At 63.2% G+C, this 16,584-nt stretch carries 17 protein-coding genes and 2 pseudogenes; 8 read left to right on the forward strand and 11 right to left on the reverse strand.

The features are described 5' to 3' along the window. Positions 1-13 precede the first annotated feature (13 nt). Positions 14-1,285 carry a flavin-dependent oxidoreductase gene (locus ACFFWD_RS44165; protein WP_376975748.1) on the reverse strand — a complete coding sequence of 424 codons (1,272 nt, stop codon included), beginning with the start codon at positions 1,283-1,285 and terminating at the stop codon, positions 14-16. Between the two features lie 183 nt (positions 1,286-1,468). Between ACFFWD_RS44165 and ACFFWD_RS44170 the strand changes: the two genes are divergently transcribed. Next, positions 1,469-2,089: a glutathione S-transferase family protein gene (locus ACFFWD_RS44170; RefSeq protein WP_376975749.1), complete on the forward strand. Its 621-nt coding sequence runs from the start codon at positions 1,469-1,471 to the stop codon at positions 2,087-2,089. A gap of 102 nt (positions 2,090-2,191) precedes the next feature. Here ACFFWD_RS44170 and ACFFWD_RS44175 read toward each other — a convergent pair whose 3' ends face one another. Then, on the reverse strand, positions 2,192-3,106 hold the full coding sequence (locus tag ACFFWD_RS44175; protein WP_376975983.1) for a LysR family transcriptional regulator: 915 nt from the start codon (positions 3,104-3,106) through the stop codon (positions 2,192-2,194). A gap of 91 nt (positions 3,107-3,197) precedes the next feature. Between ACFFWD_RS44175 and ACFFWD_RS44180 the strand changes: the two genes are divergently transcribed. Both ACFFWD_RS44180 and ACFFWD_RS44185 read left to right on the forward strand, forming a co-directional pair. Beyond that, a complete protein-coding gene (locus ACFFWD_RS44180) occupies positions 3,198-3,641 on the forward strand; it encodes a nuclear transport factor 2 family protein (protein ID WP_376975750.1) in 444 nt (147 codons plus the stop codon). Positions 3,642-3,703: 62 nt separating this feature from the next. After that, on the forward strand, positions 3,704-3,889 hold the full coding sequence (locus ACFFWD_RS44185; RefSeq protein ID WP_376975751.1) for a YjiS-like domain-containing protein: 186 nt from the start codon (positions 3,704-3,706) through the stop codon (positions 3,887-3,889). A 137-nt stretch (positions 3,890-4,026) separates the two neighbouring features. On the opposite strand, the gene ACFFWD_RS44190 is transcribed toward ACFFWD_RS44185, so the two are convergent. The 3 genes from ACFFWD_RS44190 to ACFFWD_RS44200 all read right to left on the reverse strand — a co-directional run bounded on the left by ACFFWD_RS44190 (position 4,027) and on the right by ACFFWD_RS44200 (position 6,537). Continuing rightward, positions 4,027-4,701 carry a glutathione S-transferase family protein gene (locus tag ACFFWD_RS44190; RefSeq protein ID WP_376975752.1) on the reverse strand — a complete coding sequence of 225 codons (675 nt, stop codon included), beginning with the start codon at positions 4,699-4,701 and terminating at the stop codon, positions 4,027-4,029. A 126-nt stretch (positions 4,702-4,827) separates the two neighbouring features. Beyond that, a complete protein-coding gene (locus tag ACFFWD_RS44195) occupies positions 4,828-5,154 on the reverse strand; it encodes a hypothetical protein (protein WP_376975753.1) in 327 nt (108 codons plus the stop codon). A gap of 249 nt (positions 5,155-5,403) precedes the next feature. Next, entirely contained in the window at positions 5,404-6,537 is a 1,134-nt protein-coding gene (locus ACFFWD_RS44200; protein ID WP_376975754.1) for a site-specific DNA-methyltransferase, read from the reverse strand. A 382-nt stretch (positions 6,538-6,919) separates the two neighbouring features. Here ACFFWD_RS44200 and ypfJ point away from each other — a divergent pair, with 382 nt between their 5' ends. Continuing rightward, positions 6,920-7,855, forward strand: a complete 936-nt coding sequence (gene ypfJ / locus ACFFWD_RS44205; RefSeq protein ID WP_376975755.1) for a KPN_02809 family neutral zinc metallopeptidase — start codon at positions 6,920-6,922, stop codon at positions 7,853-7,855. 128 nt (positions 7,856-7,983) lie between these two features. Next, positions 7,984-8,544, forward strand: coding sequence for a molybdenum cofactor biosynthesis protein B (gene moaB / locus ACFFWD_RS44210; RefSeq protein ID WP_376975756.1), 561 nt, complete (start codon positions 7,984-7,986; stop codon positions 8,542-8,544). Here moaB and ACFFWD_RS44215 read toward each other — a convergent pair. From ACFFWD_RS44215 to ACFFWD_RS44225, 3 genes are all read right to left on the reverse strand, one after another. After that, complete coding sequence (locus tag ACFFWD_RS44215; protein WP_376975757.1) at positions 8,541-9,482, reverse strand: bifunctional helix-turn-helix transcriptional regulator/GNAT family N-acetyltransferase; 942 nt, start codon at positions 9,480-9,482, stop codon at positions 8,541-8,543. The genes moaB and ACFFWD_RS44215 overlap by 4 nt on opposite strands. Positions 9,483-9,719: 237 nt before the next feature. Beyond that, positions 9,720-9,944 (reverse strand): hypothetical protein, encoded by a 225-nt coding sequence (locus ACFFWD_RS44220; protein ID WP_376975758.1) that lies wholly within the window; start codon positions 9,942-9,944, stop codon positions 9,720-9,722. 102 nt (positions 9,945-10,046) lie between these two features. Then, positions 10,047-10,616, reverse strand: a complete 570-nt coding sequence (locus tag ACFFWD_RS44225) for a glycosyltransferase family protein (protein ID WP_376975759.1) — start codon at positions 10,614-10,616, stop codon at positions 10,047-10,049. A 161-nt stretch (positions 10,617-10,777) separates the two neighbouring features. On the opposite strand from ACFFWD_RS44225, the gene ACFFWD_RS44230 reads away from it, so the two are divergent. The 3 genes and pseudogenes from ACFFWD_RS44230 to ACFFWD_RS44240 form a co-directional block, all read left to right on the forward strand. Continuing rightward, positions 10,778-11,944 (forward strand): PA0069 family radical SAM protein, encoded by a 1,167-nt coding sequence (locus tag ACFFWD_RS44230; protein ID WP_376975760.1) that lies wholly within the window; start codon positions 10,778-10,780, stop codon positions 11,942-11,944. Between the two features lie 202 nt (positions 11,945-12,146). Beyond that, positions 12,147-12,600, forward strand: a pseudogene (locus tag ACFFWD_RS44235) (VOC family protein). A 194-nt stretch (positions 12,601-12,794) separates the two neighbouring features. Further along, a pseudogene (locus tag ACFFWD_RS44240) lies at positions 12,795-12,950 on the forward strand (ribonuclease HII); the annotation flags it as partial. Between the two features lie 280 nt (positions 12,951-13,230). Here ACFFWD_RS44240 and rnhB read toward each other — a convergent pair. From rnhB to ACFFWD_RS44255, 3 genes are read right to left on the reverse strand one after another with little or no spacing between them, the layout of a single operon-like run. Beyond that, positions 13,231-13,887 carry a ribonuclease HII gene (gene rnhB / locus ACFFWD_RS44245; protein WP_376975761.1) on the reverse strand — a complete coding sequence of 219 codons (657 nt, stop codon included), beginning with the start codon at positions 13,885-13,887 and terminating at the stop codon, positions 13,231-13,233. After that, entirely contained in the window at positions 13,887-14,576 is a 690-nt protein-coding gene (gene gmtX / locus ACFFWD_RS44250; protein ID WP_376975762.1) for a gamma-mobile-trio protein GmtX, read from the reverse strand. The genes rnhB and gmtX overlap by 1 nt, the downstream gene beginning before the upstream one ends. Next, entirely contained in the window at positions 14,576-16,282 is a 1,707-nt protein-coding gene (locus ACFFWD_RS44255; RefSeq protein WP_376975764.1) for an AAA family ATPase, read from the reverse strand. The genes gmtX and ACFFWD_RS44255 overlap by 1 nt, the downstream gene beginning before the upstream one ends. Positions 16,283-16,584: the final 302 nt, after the last annotated feature.

Below are 16,584 nucleotides of genomic sequence, written 5' to 3' on the forward strand. Positions count from 1 at the left end.
AGGTTGCGTCAGCTCACACAGCGTCCCGGCGCGGAACGATCGGCGGCTTGGCGTTCAGACCCTCGACCTGGAAGCCGGCGACGCGCTTGTAGTTGGCGGCGATGTCTTCCAGCTCCTGCTGCGACAGCACGTCGGTGACGACGTTGAAGCCGTCGGGCGCGCGCTCCTCGACGAGTTGCATCACCTGCTCCGGCCCGTTGCGGCGGTTCAGCATCACAAGCTCGCTGGTCGCGGGCCGCCGCTCGGCCTCGTAGGCGGTGAGCGCCGCATGCGTCGGCCCCTGCGCCAGGATCTCGCGCGTCAGCACCCGCGCATCCAGGATCGCCTGCGAGGCGCCGTTGGAGCCGATCGGATACATCGGGTGCGCGGCATCCCCCATCAGCGTGACGCGGCCGAACGTCCATTGCGGGATCGGATCGCGATCGACGAGCGGATATTCATAGGCGTGGGCGCAGTTCTTGATCAGGCCGGGCACGTCGAGCCAGTCGAAATTCCAGCTCTCGAACCAGGGCAGGAATTCGTCGAGTTTGGCGGTGCGGTTATAGTCCTCGCGGCGCCACTGATAGGTCGGCGGCATGTGCCGCTCGGCGATCCAGTTGATGTCGTATTTGCCGTCGGCGCCAGGCGCTTTCGAAATCGGATAGCAGACGAATTTCAGCACCTCATGCCCGGCCATGATCATGGTGCGGCCGGTGAGGAAGGCATTCGCCCGCGTGATGCCGCGCCAGAGGATGCGACCGTTCCAGATCGGCGGGCCCTCCAAGGGATAGAGCCTTTCGCGCACCGCGGAATGGATGCCGTCGGCCGCGATCAGGATCGCGCCTTCATGACTCCCGGCGGACTTGCCGGTCGCCTTGTCGATGAAGTCGGCGCGGACGCCGTCCGGCGTCTCGGTCCAGCCGGTGAGGTGGTGGCTGGTCAGGATGTTGTCGCGCCCGAGCCGTTCGGTTGCGACATCGAGCAGGATCTGCTGCAGCCGGCCGCGATGGATCGAGAATTGCGGCCATTTGTAACCGGCCTCGAGCCCGCGCGGCTCGCTCCAGATCGGCTTGCCGTGCTTGGAGAAATAGGCGAGCTCCCGCGTCCGGACGCCGGACGCGTCGAGCCGGTCGTGCAGGCCGAGCTCGATCAGTTCGCGCACCGCATGCGGCAGCACGTTGATGCCGACGCCGAGCGGTCGCAATTCGGGCACGCTCTCGAACACGCGGCAAGGAACGCCGATCTGGTGCAGGCTGAGCGCCAGCGTCAGCCCGCCGATTCCGCCACCCGCGATCAATACGGTCATGACAACTCCTCGTGATTGACTGAGGTCATGGCACGACAGCGCCGCTATGGGCAACCGCGAAGGCGTGGCGGGGATGGACGGCGGAGGGCGCTGCCGCTAACGTCCCGCGGCCTGCGATGGCGCCCAAACAAGAAGCGAGGCCGGGTCCTGAACGGATCGACAAGGCCCGAAGAGGACTACACTATGCTCAAGCTCTATTACGCTCCCGCCACCTGCGCGCTCGCCTCCCATATCGCGCTCGCCGAGGCCGGCGCGCCCTATACGACAGAGAAGGTCGACTTCAAGACCAACCAGCAGAACAGCCCGGAATACCTGAAGATCAACCCGAAGGGCCGCGTGCCCACGCTGGTGACCGATCGCGGCATCCTGACCGAGACGCCGGCGATGCTGGCCTACATCGCGCAGACCTTCCCGCAGGCGAAGCTCGCGCCGCTCGACGACGCCTTCGAATTCGCTAAGCTCCAGGCCTTCAACTCCTATCTCTGCTCCACCGTGCATGTCGCGCATGCCCACAAGATGCGCGGCGCCCGCTGGGCGGCGGACGAGACCTCGTTCGCAGACATGAAGAAGATGGTGCCGAAGACCATGGGCGCCTGCTTCAGCCTGATCGAGCGCGACATGCTCAGGGGGCCCTGGGTGATGGGCGAAGGCTATACGGTCGGTGATGCCTATCTCTACACGCTCACGCTCTGGCTCGACGGCGACGGTGTCGATATCGCGACCCTGCCCAAGGTCAAGGCGCATCGGGAGCGCATGGAGCAGCGCCCCGCCGTGCAGAAGGTGCTGGCGGAGCAGAAGGTGTAAGGCAGGGAGCAAGGAATTTGTAGGGTGGGCAAAGCGAAGCGTGCCCACCATCGCGAACACGATATGGATGGTGGGCACGGCGCAAGCGCGCCTTTGCCCACCCTACATTTTCCGCCCCTCCAACTCCCGTCCTGTCTCCAGCATCAGCCGGCGCAGCCAGAGCGAGCCCGGGTCCATCTGCGCCCTCGTCGGATAGAACATGTGCTGCTCGTCGATCCCGGGATCGAACGGCGGGGGCACGGTCACCAGCGATAATTGCTTTGCCAGCGCCGAGATCAGCCGGCGCGGCACGAAGGCGACGAGGTCGGTGCGCGCGGTGACGTGCAGGGCCTCGATATAGCCCGGCACGACCAGCGCGATCCGCCGCTCGATGCCCTTGGCGCGCAGCCAAGTGTCGATCAAATCCTCGTTCTGGCCGCGGATGATCACCGCGACATGCCGCGCCTCGAGGAAGACGTCACGCCTGTTCAGCTTGGTGCGAAGCGGATGGCCGCGCCGCACCGCGAGCGCGTCGCTGTCGTTGTAGAGGCGCTGGCGGTGAAAGCCCTTGAAGGCATCGCCGATCGAGATCACGAGGTCGATGGTGCGGGCGAATTCCGGCGTGAAGATCGCAGGACCCCGCCACGGCACCACCTCGATGGTCACGTTCGGAGCTAGCTGCGTCACCTTCTCCATCAGCGGCGGCATCAAGAGCTCGACCGCGAGGTCGGGCATCATCAGGCGGAAGTGCCGCTCGCTGCGTTCGGCGTCGAAATCGTCAGGCACGAACAGCGCGCGCACCTGGTCGAGCGCCTGCGCCAGGGGGGCGCGCAGCGCCTGCGCGCGCGGCGTCAGCTCCATCCGCGCGCCGTTGCGCACCAGCAGCGGATCGCCGATCAGGTCGCGCAGCCGCTGCAGCGCATGGCTGGTCGCCGGTTGCGACAGGTGCAGCCGCATCGCGGCGCGGCTGACATTGGCTTCCCGCAGCAGCGCGTCGAGCGCCACCAGGAGATTGAGGTCAAGCGCGTTCAAATTCATGATACGAATATATATCATGCCATCTATCGATTGGAAGAATGCACGCCCGTGCGGCCATGATTGGGTTCCACCCATCAACAGGAGAGCCGCCATGAGCGCAGCCGACAACAAGAAACTGGTGCAGGAGATATTTGCGATCGCGGGTGATCCCGACCCCGCGGTGCGTGATCGTTCACTGTTCATGGCAAGCCTTGCCGATGACGCGACCTGGACCGTGACTGGGCAATATTCCTGGTCGCGCACCTTCACCGGCAAGCCATCGATCATGAACGACCTGCACGGCCACGTCCGTTCCAGGCTGGTCGAGCGCAGCCGCACCATCGCCCATCGCATCATCGCCGACGGCGATGTCGTCGTGGTCGTAGCCAAGGGCAACAACCTCACCAGGGCCGGCGAACGCTACGACAACGACTATTGCCTGGTGTTTCGTTTCGACGGCGGCAAGATCAGGGAGGTTCGGGAGTACTGCGACTCGGTCCTGACCGAGCGGGCGCTCGGTGCGTTTCCGGCATCGCAGTCACGGGCGGCGGGCTGACGCCGTTGAGCAGCCTCACGGCCGGCGACAGGGCGCTCCGGCGACGGAGGGCGCGAACCCGCATGGGTTCGATGCTGGCCGCACTGGCGGCGCTGCTGTCGCGGATCAGGCGATGGCGCGAGCGGCGGCGGGCATGGCGGCGGCTTGCCGCCATTGGCGAGCGCGACTTGCAGGATATCGGCATCTGCCGTTCCGACATCGCCCATCACAGCCTGCATGACCGAGGCAAGCCGTACTTGCTCCCATGACGGCTTGTCGTCATTCCGGGGCGAACGTCAGCGCGAACTACGATGAGCGTTTGCACATCGGAGAATCTCGCATACGACGTCTGGATTCCGGGTTCACGCGCAAGCGCGTGCCCCGGAATGACGGAGAGTGAGGTGCTTCAGGCCACCTTGGTCTTCATATGGCGGAACATGATCCCGCGCGCCTCGTCGTCCATCTCGGCCTTGAAGGTGTGCTTGTCCTTCAGCGCGACCGCGCGTGCCGCCGCCGGGCGCGCCGAAATCTCGTCGACGAGCCGCTTCACGTTCGGATACTTCGCGTAGCTCTCCTCGCCGATCACGAACGGCACCATGCGCGCCCAGCCCCACAGCGCCATGTCGACGATCGAATAGGCGTCGCCGACCATGTAGCGCTGCTTGGCCAGGTGATCCTCGAGGATCTGGTAGTGGCGATGCGCCTCGAACTGGTAGCGATTGTGGGCGTAGTCCTGATCCTTCGGCGAGAAATGCTTGAAATGAACGGCCTGTCCCGAATACGGCCCGAGGCCGGTCGCAACGAACATCAGCCAGGACAGCAGCTCGGCGCGGTTGGACGGGAGGAATTTTCCGGTCTTCTCGGCGAGATAGAGCAGGATCGCGTTGGAATCGAACACGATCGTGCCATTGTCGTCGATCGCCGGCACCTTGCCGTTCGGATTGATCTTGAGGAATTCCGGCTTGAACTGGTCGCCCTTGCGGGTATCGATCGCGACCGCCTCGAACGGCAGGCCGGACTCTTCGAGGAACAGCGCGACCTTGGTCGGGTTCGGCGATCCGTTGAAATAGAATTTGAGCATGCAAAGACTCCTGTTGTTGCCGACGGGATCGGCACGCGGCGGCGCTGCCGCAGGCGGCTTTTCATGCGCAAATTTCAGCTCGCGGCGCAAGCGACGAGTTTGTGAAGGTCGGCGCGAGCGCGCTCGTCAGCCGAAATAGAGGAAGCCTGCGATGCCGGCGGCGATCAGCAAAGCGCCTGCGACCTCGAGCAGCGCAGCAAAGCGGGTCGCGGCATGCAGGTTGGAGACCTGCGTGGCACGCTCCGACCCCCTCGCATAGCCGTGGACGATGATTTCCTCGTTGAAGTCGCCATGGGCTTCGAGGCCGAGGGTCAGTCCGACCGAGACCAGCAGGACGCCAAAAATCACCAGGCCGAAAAAGCCGAGCAGCCCGATCAGCAGCATCGGAAACATGCCGACCAGGAAGATCGGCAGCAGCGGCACCATCAGCAGGCTCTCGGATTGCTTTCGCATCGGACGCCCCATCGGAACGGGCAGGCTGGCAACGGCGAGTCTAATCCGATTCAGCTAGGCATCAAGGCGGAAGCGTTCAATACGGTGCCCTTGTTCGCCGCAATGCGGCGCCGGACAAAACGCCGCAGAACCGCAGGATGTGCAGAGAATCGTAGAATGGGGAGAGCGAAGCGAAACCCATCATCGGCACGCGGGTTCTGATTGGTGGGTTTCGCTTCGCTCTACCCACCCTACAAATTGTCGGAAACGTCAGCCCGCCGCCATTCCGGAGCGGATCTCGGCGCGGAGCTCGTCGATCAGCTTGAGCCCGTTCTTGGTCTCGACGTGCCAGAAGGTCCACCCGTTGCAGGCGCCGGAGCCCTGCGCCACCGCGCCGATCCGGTGAATCGAGCCGACCTTGTCGCCGAGCATGATGGCGCCGTCGGCACGGACCAGCGCGCCATGGCGCTTCTTGGCGTCGACAAGTTTTGCGCCGGGCAGGATCATGCCGCGCTCGATCAGTTCGGAGAATGCCACGCGAGGCGCCTCGCGCGCGGTCATGAACGGCGCGAGCGTTGCTTCCGGCAGCGGCTCGATCGCGGCGATGCGCGCTTCGGCCGCGGCGGCGTAGGTCCTGTCACGCTCGAAGCCGATGTAATTGCGGCCGAGGCGCTTGGCGACGGCGCCGGTGGTGCCGGTGCCGTTGAACGGATCGATCACGAGGTCGCCGGGCTTCGACGACGACAGCAGCACGCGGGCGAGAAGCTGTTCGGGCTTCTGCGTCGGGTGCACCTTCTTGCCGTCGCTGCCCTTGAGGCGCTCCTCGCCGGTGCACAGCGGAATCAGCCAGTCGGAGCGTGCCTGCACGTCCTCGTTGGCGGCCTTCAGCACTTCATAATTGAACGTATAGCCCTTGGCCTTCTCGTCGCGCGCGGCCCAGATCATGGTCTCGTGCGCGTTGGTGAAACGGCGGCCGCGGAAGTTCGGCATCGGGTTGGACTTGCGCCACACGATGTCGTTCAGGAGCCAGAAGCCGAGGTCCTGCATGATCGCGCCGACGCGGAAGATATTGTGATAGGAGCCGATCACCCACAAGGTCGCCGACGGTTTCATCACGCGGCGGCAGGCGAGCAGCCAGGCGCGGGTGAAATCGTCATAGGCGGCGAACGACGAGAACTTGTCCCAGTCGTCGTTGACGGCATCGACATGGGATTCGTCGGGGCGCTTGAGATCGCCCTTGAGCTGCAGATTGTAGGGAGGATCAGCGAACACCAGATCCACCGAGCCAGCCTGAAGCTTCGACAGCTCGGCGACGCAATCGCCGACGACGATTCGGCTCGACGGGGTGCTCTCAAATTTAGTGCGGGGCGCCCTTGCAGACGCCCCGCGACGCGACACTACCATGACTCAAGAACTCTGACTCAGGCGACGCTGTCGGCGACGCGGGACTAAACAACCGACTGGCCACACATTGACGGGCCAAAGTAAAAATCGACTTAATCGAAAATTGTCGCGATGAAGTTTGCCATATCTTTTGCAACGAATTGCGCGGCACAGATTGGCTCCGTGCCGCAGCATTTCGCTTGCTGCACATGGATCATTCGAAAACCACGAATCCGACGCGATTCGTTTGCTAAATTTTCCTGCGCTGCGGCCGATGGTGCGCGAGAGGCAAGTGCGCAAGCGCACTAGGCAATTTTTGCCGGGCAGGCTATTGATTAACGGAATGGAAATTTTACGTCTGTGACCGCGCCTGCGTCACCGACTGGAATGAAGGGAAACCGCCATGCGCTACGATGACTTCCGCCGCAGCGACGACATCGAAGACCGTCGCGATGACGGCGGAATGGGAGGCGGCGGTGGCTTCGGTATTCCGATGGGCGGCGGCGGCGGGCTCGGCATCGGCACCATCATCGTGCTCGGCCTGCTCGGCTATGCCTTCGGCATCGATCCGCGCATTCTGATCGGCGGCGCCGAGATCCTGACCGGCGGCGGCCAGGCGCCGACCTACCAGACCGATCGCCAGTCGGGCGGCGGGCAGGTCAAGCGCGGCGCGCCGACCGACGAGATGGGCAGCATGATTTCAGGCATCCTCGGCGAGATCGACGATCGCTGGAGCGAGATCTTCCAGGCTTCGGGGCAGACCTACACCGGTCCGAAGATCGTGCTGTTCCGCAACGCCACCAATGGCGGCCGCTGCGGCATGGCGCAGTCGGCGATGGGCCCGTTCTATTGCCCGCCGGACAAGACCATCTTCCTCGACACCAACTTCTTCCGCGAGGTCGAGACGCGGTTCCGCGGCTGCTCGGGCAATGCCTGCAAATTCACAGCGGCCTATATCATCGCGCATGAGGCCGGCCATCATATCCAGAACCTGCTCGGCATCATCCCGCGGGTGACGCGGCTGCAGCAGCAGGCTGGCAGCAAGGCGGAAGCCAACGCGCTGCAGGTCAGGGTCGAGCTGCAGGCCGACTGCCTCTCCGGCGTCTGGGTCAACCGCGAGGAGAAGAAGCGCCGCGGCTTCCTTGAGGCCGGCGACATCGACGCCGCGCTGACCACGGCCAACGCGATCGGCGACGACACGCTGCAGCGTCAGGCGACGGGCAGGGTGGTGCCCGACTCCTTCACCCACGGCTCCGCCGCGCAGCGCAAGCAATGGTTCATGACCGGCTACCAGCAGGGCACCGTGCAGGCCTGCAACACGTTCGGCGGCGGGGTGTAGCTGTAGGGCCGCCCGAAGTATCGACCGTCATGGCCGGGCTTGTCCCGGCCATCCACGTCTTTACTTCTGATAGAGTGTGAAGACGTGGATGCCCGGGACAAGCCCGGGCATGACGAGAAGATAAAGTCATGTCCATCGACGAGACAAAGCAATTCATCCCGCTGAACATCGCGGTGCTGACGATCTCCGACACCCGCACGCTGGCCGATGACAAGTCGGGCACGACGCTCGCCGATCGCATCACCGTGGCCGGGCACAAGCTCGCGGCGCGCGAGATCGTGACCGACGATGTCGAAGCGATCCGTGCAGTGATCCGGCGCTGGATCGCTGATCCCGGCGTCGACGCCGTCATCACCACCGGCGGCACCGGCTTCACCGGCCGCGACGTGACGCCGGAGGCGGTCGAGCCGCTGTTCGAGAAGCGGATGGACGGTTTCTCGATCGCCTTCCACATGCTGAGCCACGCCAAGATCGGCGCCTCGACGATCCAGAGCCGCGCCACCGCCGGTGTCACCGGGGCGACCTTCATCTTCTGCCTGCCGGGCTCGCCCGGCGCCTGCCGCGACGGCTGGGACGGCATTTTGGCCGCGCAGCTCGACTACCGCACGCGGCCCTGCAATTTCGTCGAGATCATGCCGCGGCTGGACGAGCATCTGCGGCGCGCAAAAGCCAAGGGCGCGAGCGCCTAAAGCTCCATCTCCCAGGTCTCGCCGACCAGATCGACGCCAAAACTGTGGTGCTTCTCTTCCTTGACGCGGCGGAAGCCGGCGCGCTGGTAGATGTCGCGCGCGGCGACCAGAATGCTCTGGGTCCATAGTGTGATCTGCGTGTAGTTCTTTTCGCGCGCGAAGCGGATGCACTGCTCGACCAGCGCGCGGCCGACGCCGAGCCCGCGCGCCTTTTCGTCCACCAGCAACAGCCTGAGCTTGGCGACTTCGTCAGTGCCCTTGACGAGGAAGATCGAGCCGACGGGCTCGCCATCGACCTCCGCGATCCAGCAATGCTCGTGAGCCGGATCATATGATTTGAGGAACTGCGCGCAGATCTCGGCGACCAGGGCCTCGAAGCTGATGTCCCAGCCATACTCCTGCGCATAAGCAGCGCCGTGCCGCGAGATCACCCAGCCGATGTCGCCGGGGCGATGGCTGCGCAGCAGGAAGCCGGTCGGCTTTTGCGCCACCGGTTCCAGCGACTGCTTGATCGTGCTCATGGCCCGGACCACGGCCGCGCGGCGGCTGCCGTCCATCTGTTTCAGAAGCGCGGCGACGTCGTCGCGCGAGCGGCGATCGAGGTCGGCGGCGGCGGTGCGGCCCTTCGCGGTCAGGGTCACCTCGTTGACGCGCTTGTCAGTCTTCGACGGCTTGCGCGTCACGATTTGGCGACGCTGCAGCGCCTGGAGCGTGCGGCTGACGAAGCCGGCGTCGAGATCGAGCTCGCGGACCAGGTCGGTCGCGGTGCAGCCGTCATGATGCGCGATCTCGTAGATGATCCGCGCCTCCTGCAGCGTGAACGGGCTGTCGAGCAGCTTCGGCTCGATGATGCCGAGCTTGCGGGTATAGAACCGGCTGAAGCCGCGGACGGCGGCGACCTGGCCTTCGAGGGTGTCGTCAATGATATTTGATTTCATCAAATATATTATTTGACGAAATCAAATAATATGCAAGGAATTTCTACTCCACTATGATCTGGCCGCGCAACACCGTTCGCGGCGAGCGGGTGCAACTCGCCTCGGACCGGCCGGAATCCGGCCAAAGCGCTGCGATCCTGAAGGATCGATCGTCAGGACCGCAGCCCTCTCATCAATTCAGCCATTCAGTGACGCGGGCGCCGGAGCGGCGGATAACCCGGCGCCGTTGCGCCGCCGTTAACGAACGACCCAGATATGGCCGTGGTTCAGCACGCAGGTGCAGCTGGCGTATCGCACCTTGTGTACGCATTGGGGGTGGAACGAGACATGGCCGGTGGTTGTACCCGGGCCGCCGCCGCCAAGGTACCAGCCTTCGGCTTCGGCCCTTGCAGTCGTGGTGTTGGTGCAGATTGCCGCTGTGGAGATCGCGAACGCAGCTAATGTCAAAAGGACCTGTCGCATCTTCGCCTCCGCTAAAAAAATCCTCCGCGCCGGGAATAACACCGAGTTCCCGGCCAAGTTCCCTGGCGGGAACTCAACTACCCTGTTTTTTGGCAAGTAGGTTCAGGCGACCATGATGCGGCTGCGCAGCATGGTGCGGGAGGAGCGGCCGAGCTGCCGCAACAGCCGCGCCTCGGAGCGGCGGGCGTCGGGGCGGAAGCCGCCGAGCCGCTCGTAATGGTCGCGCGCGATCAAAAGCCCCTGTTCGGCCGACGGCCCCGTCAGCATCCGGGCGACGAATTTGATGCCGTCGCGCAGGCCGGGATCGGTGTAGGGCGCGCGGGCGTAGCGGAAGATGCCGGCGCGGTCCCTGCCGCTCGCCGCCACCATCTGGATGAACTGGGTGGTTTCCTCGATCCAGCCGGCGTCGAGCACGGCGCCGGGATGCAGGAACATCAGCCATGGCGAGCGGGCCTGCTTGGCGCCGGCGGCAAGCGCAGCCGCCCGCGTTCCCTCGAAGCGCATGAAGAGGCAGCCGGCGACATCGGCGACGCGCTCGATCACGTCGGTCTTGGTGCGGTCGACCAGCAGCACCTCGCGGATGACTCCCGCCGCCGCCCCCGGCACCAGTGCGGCCAGCGTCGCGACCGCGGTGCGCTCGACCCCGTCGGTCGGAATGATCACGCTCAGCATGATTGAGGCTTCGATGGCTCAAGCGGTTGAAAAGCTGCGCTGTGTTATCACCTTGTCATATTCAAAGCAGCATTTCCCCCTGCAGATTTTTGCAGCATGCTGCTGTGGATTTTCTGCGCGCGTGTTCTTGATTTGTTCTCAAGCTGTGCTAGCTTCACAGCATGAGCCGAGCATCCTCTCATGCCCTCAAGCACCCGCCGGCAACGGCGCCCTCCGATAACCCGGCGGGTGCGCCTTCCCCGTTTCCCGAGCTCGCGGTCGCGATCGAAGGCGAGCGGCGGCGCGGCCGCGGCGCGCAGTCCAACGCCAGCGGCCGCTACGAGGCCGAGGCGCGGGTCGCCTTCGACGACGGCTGGCAGAGCCTCGACGACCTGCCGCCGTTCAAGACCAGCGTGGCAATCGATACCTCGCGCAAGGTGATTACCCGTAACGACTCGCCCGACATCGGCTTCGACCGCTCGATCAATCCCTATCGCGGCTGCGAGCATGGCTGCGTCTACTGCTTCGCGCGGCCGACCCACGCCTATCTCGGGCTGTCGCCCGGGCTCGACTTTGAGTCGAAACTGTTCGCCAAGCCCGACGCGCCCGAGCTGCTCGAGAAGGAGCTGGCGGCGCCCGACTACGAAGCGCGCATGATCGCGATCGGCACCAACACCGATCCCTACCAGCCGATCGAGCGCGAACGGAAGATCGTGCGAGGCATCCTCGAGGTCCTGGAGCGTGCCGGCCATCCGGTCGGCATCGTGACCAAATCGGCGCTGGTGACCCGCGACATCGATATCCTTTCCCGGATGGCCAAGCGCAACCTGGTCAAGGTGGCGCTGTCGGTGACGACGCTCGACCCGAAGCTCGCGCGCACCATGGAGCCGCGCGCCTCGACGCCGCCGAAGCGGCTCGAGGCGATCAAGCGGCTCACCGAGGCCGGCATCCCGACCACGGTGATGGTCGCGCCCGTGATCCCGGCGCTGAACGATTCCGAGATCGAGCGCATCCTCGATGCGGCGGCCCACGCTGGCGCCAAGGAAGCGAGCTACGTGCTGCTGCGCCTGCCGCTCGAGGTCCGCGACCTCTTCCGCGAATGGCTGATGGCGAATTATCCGGACCGCTATCGCCACGTCTTCACGCTGATCCGCGACATGCGCGGCGGCCGCGACTACGACTCGCAATGGGGCACGCGGATGAAGGGCACCGGCCCGATGGCCTGGATGATCGGGCGCCGCTTCGAAATCGCCTGCGAGAAGCTCGGCCTCAACAAGCGGCGGACCAAGCTGACCACCGATCACTTTGCCAAACCGAAGCGCAACGGGCAGCAGTTGAGCCTGTTCTGATCCGTAGCCCGGATGGAGCGCAGCGAAATCCGGGGTATCTCGTCATCACGTCGACCGTCCCGGATTTCGCTTCGCTGCATCCGGGCTACGAAGCTGGTAGCAGAGGCGTCATTGCGAGCGAAGCGAAGCAATCCATATTGCCGCTGGGAAGTATGGATCGCTTCGTCGCTATCGCTCCTCGCGCTGACGGAGGAAGATAAATATGAGCACCGACATGAAGGCCCCGACCCCGCGCCTCACCGTCATCACCCTCGGCGTCAGCGACATTCGCGCCAGCATCGCGTTGTACGAAGCGCTCGGCTTCGTCAGAAGTACCGCGCGACCGGCGAGGATGTCGCCTTCTTTGACACCGGCGGCACCGTGATCGGGCTGTTCCCGTGGCATCTGCTCGCCGCCGACGCACCCTCCCGGACGAGCCGCGGCCGACCGCGTTCCGCGGCGTCACCTTGGCGTGGAACTGCCGTACGCCGGAGGAGGTCGATGCCGTTCTCGCGTTCGCGATCTCGAAGGGTGCCGCGCTCTGGAAGCCGGCGCAGCCCACGGCCTACGGCGGCTATTGCGGCTATTTCACTGATCCGGACGGCCATGCCTGGGAAGCGGTGGTCGCGCCCGGATTTGAGGTCGGCCATGACCGGCGGGTCTCGCTTCCCGATTAGAGCCTTTTCCGTTGCGATAGAATCGGAACGGGGGCTCTAGATTCACGTTTGACGCGTTTTCTTCACGCGAACCGGCGTCCACTTCGCTTGAAAACGCTCTAGTAGCTGCGCTGGTTGATTGGCGGACTTGAATAACGGGGAGGGGCTCCGGGTTCCCGGTTGCGCGGCGGGCCCGGCTTGATCACCATCCCGGCATGATTCGGGACAAATCTGCCAGGAAGCTGGCCAAGCCAGCCAAACCGGCGAAGCGCGTCGTCGCCGTGAAGCGGCCGAGCTTTCGGCGCGAGCGCGCGCTGATCAAGCGCGGCGTCTGGCCGATCGCCGGCTGCGACGAGGCCGGGCGCGGGCCATACTTACCAGCAACGGTTATACGATTACGCGGAACTGTATGATCGGCGCGCGTAGCGCACAAGTACATATACCGTTACACCTTACGATCGAAGTGGGGGCTTTGCCCCCGGCCTTCGGCCTCCCCCAGGATATTTGAAGCGCAAAGATGTAAAAGCTAAGAGCTGGCGAGGTTTCCCAAGCCAGCTCCCATCTTCGCGCGCGGTCATCGCCGTCCCCGGCTGTACCGCGATCTAATTAGAGTACATCTCGGGTCGCCATGCAACGAGCGCTCTCGTTGGATCAAGCGCCAGCAGCCGCGAGCTCTTCGACAAGCACGACATCCGAGGCTTCCAACTCGAGTGAGTACTGAGCCACCGGCGCATAGGATCGACGATGATGTGGCGTAGTGCCGTGATTCTTGATGGCGCCTAAATGATGCTTCGTCCCGTAGCCTGCATTACGCTCCCAGGCATAGACCGGATATCTTGAGGCGAGCCTCGCCATGAGGCTGTCACGCATTGTTTTTGCAACGATAGAAGCAGCAGCAATCTGCGGGACTTTGCTATCGCCCTGCACGACGGCCGAACACTCGCACGTCAAGCCAGGCGGAACATCGATCCCATCGACCATCACCGGCGCGCCGATCTGCAGTTTCATGATAGCGCGTCGCATAGCATCCAGAGTCGCATTTCGGATGTTACGAGCATCGATGATGGTGACCGAGTTTGCAGCGACTGCGACCCTAGATGTCTCTCGGATCCATGCTGTGAGTTCTACCCGCTTATCAGCGGACAGGTTCTTGCTGTCGTCGAGTTCGCGTAGAAGCTTGCGTGGAACGACCTGTGGTTCGAACCACACGGCAGCGACCACCACCGGCCCCGAGAGGGCGCCTCTGCCAACCTCGTCGCAGCCAATAACCACCGGATACTTTGATCTGTCTCGGGCGGTGAAGGGCATCAGCTCGTCGATTCCTCAGTTAACTTGGCAAGCGCTTGACCGAACCCCGGCGGGGCAACCTCTAGGTTTCCCTTATAAAGGAGCGCCCCAGACTTCTTATCGATCACGCAGTGTATATCAGATATATTTGCCTGGAACTCTCTCACTGCTTCAATTTCGATCTTCGTGAAGCCGGCGAGTTCTCCACCGCTTTCGGGTTTGCCACTCGGAGGGGACGCGCTAAGCAACTTGACGGGTTCTAGCGTCTGGAATGCCGCGTGCAGAAGATCGAGGCGTCGCTTTAGGCTGCGATTTTCATTGAGAATCCATCTGACCTGAGCTGCAATTTGCAGATCGACAATGCCGCCAACCAATTTTTCGTCGTCGGAGGGGCCTCCCGACCTCTTGTCATCAATCAATGCCAGGTAAGCGTTGATTAGATCACGGAAGTCCTTGCCTTCGACATTCCTGATCGATTGAGCTTTCGGCGCGTTAAAACCAAGAGTCTCAATCGATCGCGCGATCGCCGCGACGGACGTTGCATTCGATCCGATCGACAGAAGGTGCCGGAGCGTGTCGTAGAGGTTTCGGAGAGAGTTCAATCGGCGCGGATTGTCGGTTCTGGATACGAACTCGTCATATAGCTCGTCGAGAGAATCGCGCTTCCTCGTAGCCAGCTCCGTGCTGGTTTTCACTTTCCTACCCGCCATCAGATACTTTCCTTCGAAGTCAGATGATACCGAAGACCCACCTGACGCTGAGTTGATATTGGAGGCGACGTAATTGCACTGTCGAACACCGAGCGATCGCCGATCAGGAATACTTGCTTTTGACCACGGCTAACTGCCGTCAACAGCAACGTACGATCCATGAGCCTTGACCGTGTGACGGGAATGACGACTCGCTCGAACTGACTGCCCTGGCTTTTGTGGCACGTAATCGCATAGGCGAGGTCTACGTTCGCGAGATAGTTTCGGGGAATACAGATTTTTCGGCCGTTGAAGTCGGCCTCCAGTTCGTGGCTTTGAGTCTCGCCGACGGCACTGCCGAGATCGCCATTCATGATGCCGATGTCGTAATTGTTGCGTGTGGCTATGATGGGCTCGCCGGGAAAGAATCTGCCACAGAGGAGCTGTTTGCCTACCCCTGCCAAGGCCTGAAGTTGTCGGTTGAGCTCGAAGGTGCCGGCCGGCCCGCGCTTTACGGAGCCGACAATCTGGGCCCTGCCGAATCCGCCAAGCTTGGCGAGCACGTCCATGACCTGATCGGCCACCTCGTCGATTTTCGCATCCAGGAAGGCGACACCCTCGCGATCGCTGAACTCTGCAAGGAGCTCGGGTGGTCGCCCGGAGCGGATAGCAGCGCAGACCTCGGGAATGCCGCTTTCAGCAGTTTGGCGCATAACCGTCGTGAGCTCGGTCTTCGGAACGTTCGGATCCTCAGCGAGGATATGGAACGTGAGGCCGAAGCCAATGGGCGGCAGCTGTCCAGGGTCACCTACCAAGAGCAGCCGCACCCCGGGTCTGAAGTGAGACACCAACCGATAAAATGTTCCGAGATCGATCATCGAGCTTTCGTCGAGAATCAGCAACACGCCGTCGCCTAGCGCGATCTCGCCCTGATCTACGCGCACCAATAGGCCGGCGATCGTAGACGCGGGGCGACCCGTTGCCTCCGTCATTCGCTGCGATGCGCGACCCGACAATGCTGCTTGATGCACTACCAGATGCATCTTCTCCGCGACCTGGTGGATGGCCTTGAGGGCCGTGGTTTTTCCAACTCCAGGCCCGCCTACGAGCAAAGAGGCGCGGTGGAGCATTGTCGCATGGACTGACCGGCGCTGTTCGGCGTTAAGTAAGTAACCCTCAGACCGTTCGAAGGCGTCAAGCTCTGCCTCGATCTCAGTCTCGTTCCATTGAGGTCGGAAGCTTAGCTGGGTCGCTTCGAACTTGCCTGCTACCATCGACGATACTCTGTCGGCGCAGAAGCGCTCCATGATTTCGCAACCGGCCAGCTCGAAGCCATCGCCCGCAGGGACGATTGCGCCGATGTCGACAGCATTTGCCACGGCAGTTCTGAGAAGAGCGCCACGGCGCTTTAAGAGGCTGCCGGCGATCCTGATCAGTTCATCTGCTGAGGTCCATGTGTGATTGGCATGAAGTCGCTTAATCAGCGCGGCCTCGATTGCCCCGACAAGACGCCGCTTGTCGTCGGCGCTGACACCCAAGCGGCGAGCAGCTTGATCTACACTCTGCCAAGTGGCGAACGCGAGCATGCGATAAGGGTCTCGCTGAAGGTGCCATATTGAGGCCCCGACCGCTTTGGCTTCTTCCGCAGAAGCGGATGGAACGGGAAGACTGCTATAGATCGCGATTATCTTTTCTGAGAGCTTTGGCGGCAGATCGATGGACGTCAACCAGCGGTAGGTGCTCGTCTCTGCCTCCAGCCCTTGCCACCCGGACACAAGCACCGCTGCGTGTTCGGGCCCCAACGTGGGGATAAAAGGGCCTGGGCTACCGGCGTCTAGTAGCTCATAGACCGCCTCACCATGGCGGTCCCATAGTCTCTGGGCTTTGGCCACGCCTATCCCGGGGAAGGCCCTGTGCGCGCTCACAGTTTGAATGAAGAGGCGTCCAGTTGGACGACTAGGCGCGGCCACAGTTACGGACACCTGACGGCCATGCTCGGGGTGCACCTTCCAGGTTCCGGCTATATCCC

Source organism: Bradyrhizobium erythrophlei (assembly GCF_042430365.1).
GTDB lineage: Bacteria > Pseudomonadota > Alphaproteobacteria > Rhizobiales > Xanthobacteraceae > Bradyrhizobium > Bradyrhizobium erythrophlei.

Excerpts from the sequence above, each read along its gene's own strand:
- ACFFWD_RS44220 (WP_376975758.1), bottom strand. The coding sequence starts at position 9,944 with ATGCGACAGGTCCTTTTGACATTAGCTGCGTTCGCGATCTCCACAGCG.
- ACFFWD_RS44215 (WP_376975757.1), bottom strand. The coding sequence starts at position 9,482 with ATGAAATCAAATATCATTGACGACACCCTCGAAGGCCAGGTCGCCGCC.
- ACFFWD_RS44175 (WP_376975983.1), bottom strand. The coding sequence starts at position 3,106 with ATGAATTTGAACGCGCTTGACCTCAATCTCCTGGTGGCGCTCGACGCG.
- gmtX (WP_376975762.1), bottom strand. The coding sequence starts at position 14,576 with ATGGCGGGTAGGAAAGTGAAAACCAGCACGGAGCTGGCTACGAGGAAG.
- ypfJ (WP_376975755.1), top strand. The coding sequence starts at position 6,920 with ATGCGCTACGATGACTTCCGCCGCAGCGACGACATCGAAGACCGTCGC.
- ACFFWD_RS44225 (WP_376975759.1), bottom strand. The coding sequence starts at position 10,616 with ATGCTGAGCGTGATCATTCCGACCGACGGGGTCGAGCGCACCGCGGTC.
- ACFFWD_RS44185 (WP_376975751.1), top strand. The coding sequence starts at position 3,704 with ATGGGTTCGATGCTGGCCGCACTGGCGGCGCTGCTGTCGCGGATCAGG.
- ACFFWD_RS44230 (WP_376975760.1), top strand. The coding sequence starts at position 10,778 with ATGAGCCGAGCATCCTCTCATGCCCTCAAGCACCCGCCGGCAACGGCG.
- ACFFWD_RS44200 (WP_376975754.1), bottom strand. The coding sequence starts at position 6,537 with ATGGTAGTGTCGCGTCGCGGGGCGTCTGCAAGGGCGCCCCGCACTAAA.
- rnhB (WP_376975761.1), bottom strand. The coding sequence starts at position 13,887 with ATGCCCTTCACCGCCCGAGACAGATCAAAGTATCCGGTGGTTATTGGC.
- ACFFWD_RS44190 (WP_376975752.1), bottom strand. The coding sequence starts at position 4,701 with ATGCTCAAATTCTATTTCAACGGATCGCCGAACCCGACCAAGGTCGCG.
- ACFFWD_RS44180 (WP_376975750.1), top strand. The coding sequence starts at position 3,198 with ATGAGCGCAGCCGACAACAAGAAACTGGTGCAGGAGATATTTGCGATC.
- ACFFWD_RS44195 (WP_376975753.1), bottom strand. The coding sequence starts at position 5,154 with ATGCGAAAGCAATCCGAGAGCCTGCTGATGGTGCCGCTGCTGCCGATC.
- ACFFWD_RS44165 (WP_376975748.1), bottom strand. The coding sequence starts at position 1,285 with ATGACCGTATTGATCGCGGGTGGCGGAATCGGCGGGCTGACGCTGGCG.
- moaB (WP_376975756.1), top strand. The coding sequence starts at position 7,984 with ATGTCCATCGACGAGACAAAGCAATTCATCCCGCTGAACATCGCGGTG.
- ACFFWD_RS44170 (WP_376975749.1), top strand. The coding sequence starts at position 1,469 with ATGCTCAAGCTCTATTACGCTCCCGCCACCTGCGCGCTCGCCTCCCAT.